Raw genomic sequence first — 9,350 nt, 5'->3', positions numbered from 1 at the left:
GCCGGGTCGTTTTACCGGGTCCTGACCGACCCGCGGGACGGTGCGCCGCTGGAAATCGGCCGGACCCGCTACCGCCTCACGAAAGCCCAGCGGCGGTGGCTGCGCCTGCGCGACGGGAAGTGCCCGTTCCCCGGCTGCAACAACGCCTCGCTCGATAACGACGCGGACCATCTCCTGGCCTGGGCCGCTGGAGGGACCACCGGGATCTCCAACCTCGGCCAGCCCTGCCCCAGACACCACCGGCTCAAACACGGCTCGGCGTGGACACCTTCCGGGGCCAGCAATAACAAGCCACCCGGCTGGACCTCACCCTCGGGCCGGTACTACCCCAGCGAAGAGCAGGACTGGGAACCACCCCACTGGCCCAACGGCTTCGTGACCGCAGACCTTTTGACCACGGACACAGAAACAGGTCTGGACCCAGGCTTGGTCACAGCCTCGAACACGGATACATTCACAGAGATGGATCCGGATAGGGGCCCGGACGCGGGCCTGGACCAGGGTCCGCCCGCGGATCCGGGTTATCACCCGGAACCGCCGCCCGCCGGGCCCTTCGGCCCGGACCCCGGCCCGGATCCCGACCGGGAACTGCCCGAGGACCCCCTCCCGGACTGGTACCTCTTCACCGCTGCGCATCCATGGCCGGAACCAGATCCGGACGAGCCGTGCTGGCCAGAGCCGCACGGGACAGCGACCTGGAATGCCCCCAGTGCAAGAATTCCTGACTGGGTCGGGCGTGTCTCCCGCTGAAGGGCCGCTCGACAATCGAGCGGTCTTGTGGGCTTGGTGTCGCTGTCCAGGCGGCGGCCGCCGCGGGCCTGATCTTTAGTCGTTGGTCTTCCGCAGGGCCTCGGTCAGCACGCGGGCCGCATTGCAAACCACTTCGGCATGCAGCCGGCCCGGCTGGCGGGTCAGCCGCTCAATCGGCCCGGAAATCGACACCGCGGCGATGACGCGGCCGGACGGGCCGCGCACGGGGGCCGAAACGGACGCAACCCCCGGCTCGCGTTCGCCGAGGCTCTGGCCCCAGCCCCGCCGTCGTACTCCGGCCAGGACGGTGGGGGTGAAGCGGGCGGCCTGCAAACCTTCCAGGAGCCGGTCGTGGTCCTCCCAAGCGAGCAGCACCTGGGCGGCGGAGCCGGCCTTCATGGACAACTGCGTGCCGACTGGAATGGTGTCGCGCAGGCCGATGGGACGTTCGGCGGAGGCCACGCAGACGCGCCAGTCGCCCTGCCGGCGGAAGATCTGGGCGCTTTCGCCCGTGGCGTCGCGCAGCTGCATCAGGACCGGGCCCGCGGAGGCGATCAGGCGGTCCTCGCCGGCCGCGGAGGCGAGCTCCACCAGGCGGCTGCCGAGCACAAATCGGCCCTGGATGTCACGGCTGACCAGCCGGTGATGAACCAGCGCCAGTGCCAGCCGGTGCACTGTGGGCCTAGCCAGTCCTGTGGCAGCAACAAGCTGCGCCAGGGTGGTTGGGCCAGCCTCAAGTGCGTCAAGCACATGGGCCGCTTTATCGATGACACCGACTCCACTAGAATTGTCCATGTAATGATATTGCCGTCTCATTATCTGAGATGCAAGTCAACTCGCTGGCGCATTACGCGGGAGTGCTGATTCAGTGGAGACAACAAGCCGGCAAGAACGAACACCGCAGTGAAGGGAGAAGGCCGTGGCAAAGACACTGGCCGAGAAAGTCTGGGACGCGCACGTGGTGCGCAAAGGCGATGGCGAAGGAGCCAATGCCCAGCCGGACCTTCTTTTCATCGACCTCCACCTGGTGCACGAGGTGACCTCGCCGCAGGCCTTTGAGGGACTGCGGCTGGCCGGTCGCAAGCTGCGCCGGCCGGACCTCACCATCGCCACCGAGGACCACAACACTCCCACGCTGGACATCGACAAGCCAATCGCCGATCTCACCAGCCGCACGCAGATCCAGACGCTGCGCAACAACTGCCAGGAATTCGGTGTCCGGCTGCACTCGCTCGGCGACGCCGAGCAGGGCATCGTCCACGTCGTGGGCCCGCAGCTGGGCCTCACCCAGCCCGGCATGACGGTGGTCTGCGGTGACTCGCACACCTCCACCCACGGCGCCTTCGGAGCCCTCGCGATGGGCATCGGCACCTCCGAGGTGGAACACGTCATGGCCACCCAGACGCTGTCGCTGAAGCCCTTCAAGACCATGGCCATCAACGTCGAGGGCACCCTGCGGCCGGGCGTTTCCGCCAAGGACATCATCCTGGCCGTCATCGCCAAGATCGGCACCGGCGGGGGACAGGGCTACGTGCTCGAGTACCGCGGCTCCGCTATCCGGGCGCTGTCCATGGAAGCCCGGATGACCATTTGCAACATGTCCATCGAAGCGGGCGCCCGCGCCGGGCTCGTCGCGCCGGACCAGACCACGTACGACTACATGTTCGGCCGTCCGCATGCGCCGCAGGGCGAAGAGTGGGATGCCGCCGTCGGGTACTGGAACACGCTGCGCTCCGATGACGACGCGACATTCGACGTCGCGGTGGACCTCGACGCCGACTCGCTGGAACCGTTCGTGACCTGGGGGACCAACCCCGGCCAGGGCGTGTCCCTGTCCGCCAGGGTGCCCTCACCCGAGGACTTCGGCGATGAAAACGCCAAGGCGGCGGCGGAACGTGCGCTGCAGTACATGGGCCTTGAAGCCGGCACCCCGATGAAGGACATCCGGGTGGACACCGTCTTCCTGGGCTCCTGCACCAACTCCCGGATGGAGGACCTCCGCGCCGCCGCGGACATCATCCGCGGCCGCACCAAGGATCCCAACATCCGGATGCTCGTCGTGCCTGGATCCGCCCGCGTCCGGCTCGAAGCCGAGGCCGAAGGCCTGGACCGGGTCTTCAAGGACTTCGGCGCCGAATGGCGCTTCGCCGGCTGCTCCATGTGCCTGGGCATGAACCCGGACCAGCTGGAGCCGGGGGAGCGCTGCGCCTCCACGTCGAACCGCAACTTCGAGGGCCGCCAGGGCAAGGGCGGACGCACCCACCTGGTCTCCCCGGTCGTGGCAGCGGCGACGGCGGTGCGCGGCACCCTGAGCTCGCCGTCGGACCTGGAACCCGCTCCCGGGGCCGCCGCCAGCGGCACCGCCGCAGCCTAGCTTCCGACAGCCCCAGATCCACACAGCCCAGAAGGATCCGCAATGGAAAAATTCACCACCCACACCGGAATTGGCGTCCCGCTGCGCCAGAGCAACGTCGACACGGACCAGATCATCCCGGCCGTCTACCTCAAGCGCATCACCCGCACCGGTTTCGAGGACGCCCTGTTCGCGGCGTGGCGCAAGGACCCGGCGTTCATCCTGAACCAGGAACCCTTCAACGCCGGCTCCGTACTCGTGGCCGGCCCCGACTTCGGCACGGGATCCTCCCGGGAGCACGCCGTCTGGGCGCTCAAGGACTACGGCTTCAAGACCGTGCTCTCCTCACGCTTCGCGGACATCTTCCGCGGCAACTCCGGCAAGCAGGGCCTGCTCGCCGCCGAACTGGCCCAGGACGACATCGAACTCATCTGGAAGGAACTGGAGAACGCCCCCGGCACCGCGGTCACCGTGGACCTCGTCTCCAAGACGGTCCAGTGCGGCAACATCGTGGCTCCGTTCGAGATCGACGATTACACCCGCTGGCGCCTCCTCGAGGGCCTGGATGACATCGGCCTGACCCTCAAGCATGAGGAAGACATCACCACCTTTGAGACCACCAGGCCGTCGTTTATGCCTAAAACGCTGCCGGCGAGGCTGTCCTAGCTTTCCAGCTGCCCTGACCCGCCCCGACCTGCGCCACCACTGCAACGCGGGGTCACGTACGGCCCGTCCCGGGACCCGGGACCGGCCGTACGTGACCCCGCGTTGTCTGGTTTTCGACGGCGGCCGCCTGGGCGGGGGCGACAGGCCGGGTGCACGCCGTATTTCAGATCGGTAACGCTAGCTCCTATGCTTAGCTGGTGCCTTTGTAAGGATTTGGGGGCGAGTAGTCGTGAGGAAACCGGTATATGAGTAGTGTTTTGACAATCCGCGGAGGCGTCCCGCTGACTGGCCGCGTCACCGTGCGGGGGGCCAAGAATCTTGTCCCCAAGGCCATGGTGGCTGCCCTGCTGGGCAATGAGCCGTCCGTGTTGCGCAACGTCCCCGAAATCAAGGACGTCGAAGTTGTCACCAGCCTGCTCCAGTTGCACGGCGTCACTGTCGAGAAAGACCCCGTTACCGGGGATCTGACCCTCGACCCGACCAACGCGAAGACGGCCTCGCACACGGCGATCGACGCGCACGCCGGCGATTCCCGCATCCCGATCCTGCTGTGCGGGCCCTTGATCCACGCGATCGGCGAGGCCTTCATCCCGGATCTGGGCGGCTGCAAAATCGGTGACCGCCCCATCGACTACCACCTGAACGTGCTGCGGCAGTTCGGAGCCGTGGTGGAAAAGCGCCCCGGCGGCATCCACATCTCCGCCCCCGACGGGCTCAAAGGCGCCAAGATCTCCCTTCCGTACCCCTCCGTCGGCGCCACCGAACAGGTGCTGCTGAGTGCCACGAGGGCCGAGGGCATCACCGAGCTCTCCGGCGCGGCCACCGAGCCGGAAATTGTCGACCTCATCGCAGTCCTGCAGAAGATGGGCGCGATCATCAGCGTCCAGACGGACCGCACCATCCGGATCGAGGGCGTCCCTGACCTCGGCGGCTACAACCACCGCGCATTGTCGGACCGCAACGAGTCGGCCTCCTGGGCCTCAGCGGCGCTGGTCACCCGGGGCGACATCTTCGTTGAGGGCGCTACCCAGCGCGACATGATGACATTCCTCAACACCTACCGCAAGGTCGGCGGCGGCATGGACATTGGCGACGACGGCATTCGCTTCTATCACAAGGGCGGCAAGCTCAACCCGCTGGTCCTCGAGACGGACGTGCACCCCGGTTTCATGACCGACTGGCAGCAGCCGCTGATCGTCGCCCTGACGCAGGCGGAGGGTGTGTCGATCGTCCACGAAACCGTGTACGAGAACCGCTTTGGCTTCACCGAGGCCCTGATCCGGATGGGCGCCAACATCCAGGTCCACCGCGAATGCCTCGGCAGTGTCCCGTGCCGCTTCGGCCAGCGCAATTTTCTGCATTCAGCCGTGATATCCGGCCCCACCCAGCTGACCGGCACCGATATTGACGTACCGGACCTGCGGGGCGGCTTCAGCCACCTGATCGCGGCGCTGGCCGCCAACGGCACTTCGCGGGTCACCGGAATCGACATCATCAACCGCGGCTACGAGCGCTTCACAGAGAAGCTCGCGGGCCTGGGCGCCGATTTCGACATCACCGCCGCGAAGTAGCGGGGACGAAGTGAAGGAAACGGCCAAGAGCCGCATCACCTTTGTCGCTGTCGCCGCCCTCGTCCGGCCGGCAATGAACCTCCTGATGCGCAAGCAGTGGATCGGCCTGGAGAAGCTTCCCGCCGGGGGCTTCATCGCCGCCCCCAACCACTGCACCGAAATCGATCCGCTGGTTGTGGGGCACATGCTCTACAACCAGAAGCGGATGCCGCACTTCCTGGCCAAGGCCGGACTCTTCAAGGTCCCCGTCCTGGGATTCGTGCTGCGGGCCACCAAGCAGATCCCGGTGGAACGCTCGTCAGCGGGCGCCAACCGCTCGCTGCAGATCGCCAAGGAAGTGGTGAACGAGGGCGGGTCCATCATCATCTACCCCGAGGGCACGCTGACCCGGGATCCCGGGCTGTGGCCGATGAAGGGCCACACCGGCGCCGCGCGCATGGCGCTGGAAAGCGGCATCCCCGTGGTGCCGATGGCGCACTGGGGGGCCCACGAGGTCTTGCCCCGCTACGCCAAGCGGTTCCACATCTTCCCGCGCAAGACCTCCCGCCTGGTGGTGGGCGATCCAGTGGACCTCAGCGCTTTCGCCGGACGCCCGCTGGACAAAGCCACGCTCACCGAGGCCACCAACGTGATCATGGAGGCCATCACGGAGCTGCTGGCCAGCCTACGCGGCGGACAGCCGCCCCTGGTCCGCTGGGACCCTGCGGCGCACCACCAGTCCACCCACGGCCGTTTCGTGGAGCGCGGCGGTGCGGGCAGCGGCTCAGCCGCACCGGAAGAGAACCTTGGGGACAGCGACGAATGACATTCGATCAAATGCGGGGACCATCGGCCACGAAGGTTGCCGTACTCGGCGCCGGGTCCTGGGGGACCACCTTCGCGAAGATCCTCGCCGATGCCGCCGCCGCGTCCGGCGTGGAGCGCGACATCCGGCTATGGGGACGCCGGCCTGAAGTTGTGGACGCGATCAATGCCCGGCACCGGAACGAGCAATACCTCAAGGACATTGCGCTTCCGCCCAGCATCACCGCCTCCACCGACGTCGCCGAGGTCCTGTCCGGAGCCCAGTTGGTGGTTCTCGCCGTCCCGGCACAGACACTGCGGCCACAGCTGCGCGAATGGAAACACCTGCTGCCCCAGGGCGCCCTGGTTGTCTCCCTCATGAAGGGGCTGGAACTGAATTCCGACGCCCGGATGAGCGAAGTGATCTGCGAGGAGCTCGGCATCCCCGCCAGCCACGTCGCCGTCGTGTCCGGACCCAACCTGGCCATGGAAATTGCCCGGGAAGAGCCCACCGCATCCGTCGTGGCATGCTCGGACTTTGGTGCCGCCGCGTGGGTGGCCCGGAGCTGCACCGCGCCGTATTTCCGGCCGTACACGACGGCGGACGTGGTCGGCGTGGAGATCGGCGGCATCGTCAAGAACATCATCGCCCTCGCCGTGGGCATTTGCGAAGGCAAGCAGATGGGCGACAACACGAAAGCTTCGGTCATCACCAGGGGGCTTGCGGAAACGTCGCGGCTCACCCTTGCCCTCGGCGGTCAGGCCCAGACCATGGCCGGCCTCGCCGGCCTAGGTGACCTCGTCGCGACATGCTCGTCACCGCTGTCGCGGAACCACACTGCAGGCCGCCTCCTGGGCACGGGGCTGACCCTGGACCAGGTCACGGCGCAGATGACGCAGACCGCCGAGGGGATCAAGTCAGCCCAGGCCGTGCACGAGCTCGCCGGCAAGCTCGGCGTTGAAATGCCCATCACCGCGGCCGTTGTTGCCGTGCTGGCCGGAAAACTGTCCGTAGACGAACTGGGGCCGCTGCTGCTGTCCCGGGACCTGAAACGCGAAGGCGATTACTGAGAGTGTCGGAACTAAACGAATCAACAGAAGGCCGGGCCGCACGGTCCAGGCCCCGCGTGGCGGTCCTCTTCGGCGGCCGCTCCAGCGAACACGCCGTCAGCTGCGTGACGGCGGCCGGGGTCCTCGGTGCCATCGACCAGACGAAGTACGAGGTCATCCCGATCGGGATCGCCAAGACCGGCCAGTGGGTGCTGGCTTCCGGTGACACCCACGACTGGTCACTCTCTGCATCGTCCCTGCCCGAGGTGGCATCCTCGGCCCAGACCGTGACGCTGGCCGAAATCGGCGGCGAACACCAGCTCATCGTCGCCTCCCCGAACGAGGTCCCGCACGAACTGGGCGCGGTGGATGTGGTGTTCCCGCTGCTGCACGGCCCGTTCGGCGAGGACGGCACCATCCAGGGCTTCCTGGAACTCTCCGACACCCGCTACGTGGGTGCCGGTGTGCTTGCGTCCGCCGTCGGCATGGACAAGCACTTTATGAAGGTGGTGTTCGAATCCGCCGGGCTTCGCGTGGGGCCCTACATCGCCGTCACGGACCGGCAGTGGCGCAACGATCCCGAGACCGTCCGCAAACGCGTGGACCAGCTCGGCTTCCCGGTCTTCGTCAAGCCCGCCCGGGCAGGCTCCTCGATGGGCATCTCCAAGGTGGACTCCCTCGACGGCCTGGACGCAGCGATTGAGGCCGCCCGTCAGTACGATCCGAAACTCGTCATCGAGGCCGGCATTCTCGGCAGGGAAATCGAATGTGCCGTGCTGGAGGGCAGGGGCACCGACAGTCCCCGGACGTCCATGCCGGGCGAGATTTCCGTGGCCGGCGGCGGGCACGAGTTCTACGACTTCAACGCCAAATATGTGGACAACGCGGCGGCGCTCAGCTGCCCGGCCGAGCTTCCGGACGAAGCCATCGCCAGGGTCCGCGAGTTGTCCGCCGTCGCTTTCGACGCAGTCGGGGCCGAGGGACTCAGCCGGGTCGACTTCTTCTACACGCCCGAGGGCGAGCTGATCATCAACGAGATCAACACGATGCCCGGGTTCACGCCGAAAAGCATGTACCCGCAAATGTGGAAAGCGTCCGGCCTGGGCTACGCGGAACTCATCGACGAACTGATCTACCTGGCCCTGCACCGCAAAACAGGCCTGCGCTAGGCCAGCGGGTCCGGCCGCCGGTGCGCGGTGGCCGGCCTGCCGGGAAGCTACGGGGTCGGCGGGAGGTTCTGCAGGTCCGCCTGGCCCACGCAGTTGCGCGTCGCCGGCACCTTGGCGGCTGCGGCCGCGAGGTCGGCGAGCACGGTTGCGGAACTGATCTTATCCGGGTCCATCAGGATCTCGGTTGCCGGTTCGCGTCCGAAGGTCGTCAGCGTCCACACCGGGTCGCCTTCCTTGATGACCCAGTCGACGCCGTTGACGCTGACGCAGCGGTCCGTCGTCGGCCCCGGAACATTTACCCCGCAGCGCAGGACCACGAGGGACGGATCGCCCCACGCCGCAGTGGCCTGGCTGTTGGTCTTCCGCAGCTTGGCTTCGCCGATCGCATCCGGCAGTGCGACCATCATCGGTGCACAAGCGGCGTTCCCTGCGTCCTTGGCCGGGGTGACGTCGACAACCGGAGCGCAGCCGCTCAGCAGGATCCCTGCAGCCGCCGCCGCGGCCAGGCTGCGGAGCGGACGTGCGGAAGCCGGGAAACGGAAGCGCTGCATACTTCAAGCCTATCCCGGCCTGCCGGGCGTTGTGGCAAGGCGCTGCAGCCGTTAGCATCGCCAGATGAATCGAAGATGAACGGTAAGCGTCGGGCAGTCCAGTAGACTGGGAAGATCGTGCACTGCCTGGGCGCTGCCGACAAGGACGTTTGTGATGGCCACGACCGCACACAATTGATTAGCTCTTGTATCTGGGGGAGGGACTGCCAATTACGTCGCGCAGCCTGAAAACAAATGTCTCACGCACTGGACTGACTGCACTGCTCCTGGCCCTCTCCCTCTCGGGACCGGTCGCGGCCGCGCAGGCTGAGGATCCGCTTGTGCCCATCCCGGTGCCCGTCGTAGTGAGCCCCGCTCCGCCGACGCCCCCGGCAACGGAACCCGCACCTTCGCCGGAACCCTCCGCTACGGCGGTTCCGGTTGAGCCTTCTGCGGCCCCCGCTGAAGCAACTCCGGC

At 67.0% G+C, this 9,350-nt stretch carries 8 protein-coding genes and 1 pseudogene; 7 read left to right on the top strand and 2 right to left on the bottom strand.

Annotated elements, in window-relative coordinates; translation table 11 throughout:
* Positions 1 to 750: pseudogene (locus BJQ90_RS06900) on the top strand (HNH endonuclease); the annotation flags it as partial.
* Between the two features lie 75 nt (positions 751 to 825).
* Here BJQ90_RS06900 and BJQ90_RS06895 read toward each other — a convergent pair.
* A complete protein-coding gene (locus BJQ90_RS06895; protein ID WP_056426387.1) occupies positions 826 to 1,545 on the bottom strand; it encodes an IclR family transcriptional regulator in 720 nt (239 codons plus the stop codon).
* 124 nt (positions 1,546 to 1,669) lie between these two features.
* Here BJQ90_RS06895 and leuC point away from each other — a divergent pair, with 124 nt between their 5' ends.
* The 6 genes from leuC to BJQ90_RS06865 all read left to right on the top strand — a co-directional run bounded on the left by leuC (position 1,670) and on the right by BJQ90_RS06865 (position 8,342).
* Positions 1,670 to 3,124: a 3-isopropylmalate dehydratase large subunit gene (gene leuC, locus BJQ90_RS06890; protein WP_226759554.1), complete on the top strand. Its 1,455-nt coding sequence runs from the start codon at positions 1,670 to 1,672 to the stop codon at positions 3,122 to 3,124.
* Positions 3,125 to 3,166: 42 nt separating this feature from the next.
* Entirely contained in the window at positions 3,167 to 3,769 is a 603-nt protein-coding gene (gene leuD / locus BJQ90_RS06885; protein ID WP_226759553.1) for a 3-isopropylmalate dehydratase small subunit, read from the top strand.
* Positions 3,770 to 4,014: 245 nt separating this feature from the next.
* On the top strand, positions 4,015 to 5,340 hold the full coding sequence (murA, locus tag BJQ90_RS06880) for a UDP-N-acetylglucosamine 1-carboxyvinyltransferase (RefSeq protein WP_226759552.1): 1,326 nt from the start codon (positions 4,015 to 4,017) through the stop codon (positions 5,338 to 5,340).
* Positions 5,341 to 5,350: 10 nt separating this feature from the next.
* Entirely contained in the window at positions 5,351 to 6,145 is a 795-nt protein-coding gene (locus tag BJQ90_RS06875; protein ID WP_226759551.1) for a lysophospholipid acyltransferase family protein, read from the top strand.
* The gene (locus BJQ90_RS06870) at positions 6,142 to 7,194 is read left to right on the top strand and encodes an NAD(P)H-dependent glycerol-3-phosphate dehydrogenase (protein ID WP_226759550.1); all 1,053 of its coding nucleotides are present in this window, start codon (positions 6,142 to 6,144) and stop codon (positions 7,192 to 7,194) included. The genes BJQ90_RS06875 and BJQ90_RS06870 overlap by 4 nt, the downstream gene beginning before the upstream one ends.
* A 2-nt stretch (positions 7,195 to 7,196) precedes the next feature.
* On the top strand, positions 7,197 to 8,342 hold the full coding sequence (locus BJQ90_RS06865; protein WP_226759549.1) for a D-alanine--D-alanine ligase family protein: 1,146 nt from the start codon (positions 7,197 to 7,199) through the stop codon (positions 8,340 to 8,342).
* Between the two features lie 47 nt (positions 8,343 to 8,389).
* On the opposite strand, the gene BJQ90_RS06860 is transcribed toward BJQ90_RS06865, so the two are convergent.
* Positions 8,390 to 8,893, bottom strand: coding sequence for a DUF3515 domain-containing protein (locus BJQ90_RS06860; RefSeq protein WP_226759548.1), 504 nt, complete (start codon positions 8,891 to 8,893; stop codon positions 8,390 to 8,392).
* Positions 8,894 to 9,350: the final 457 nt, after the last annotated feature.

This window comes from Arthrobacter sp. SO3 (genome assembly GCF_020532825.1).
Taxonomy (GTDB): domain Bacteria; phylum Actinomycetota; class Actinomycetes; order Actinomycetales; family Micrococcaceae; genus Arthrobacter.
Note: the sequence above shows the minus strand (reverse complement) of the source record. Positions and strands in the feature narration are given on the sequence as shown.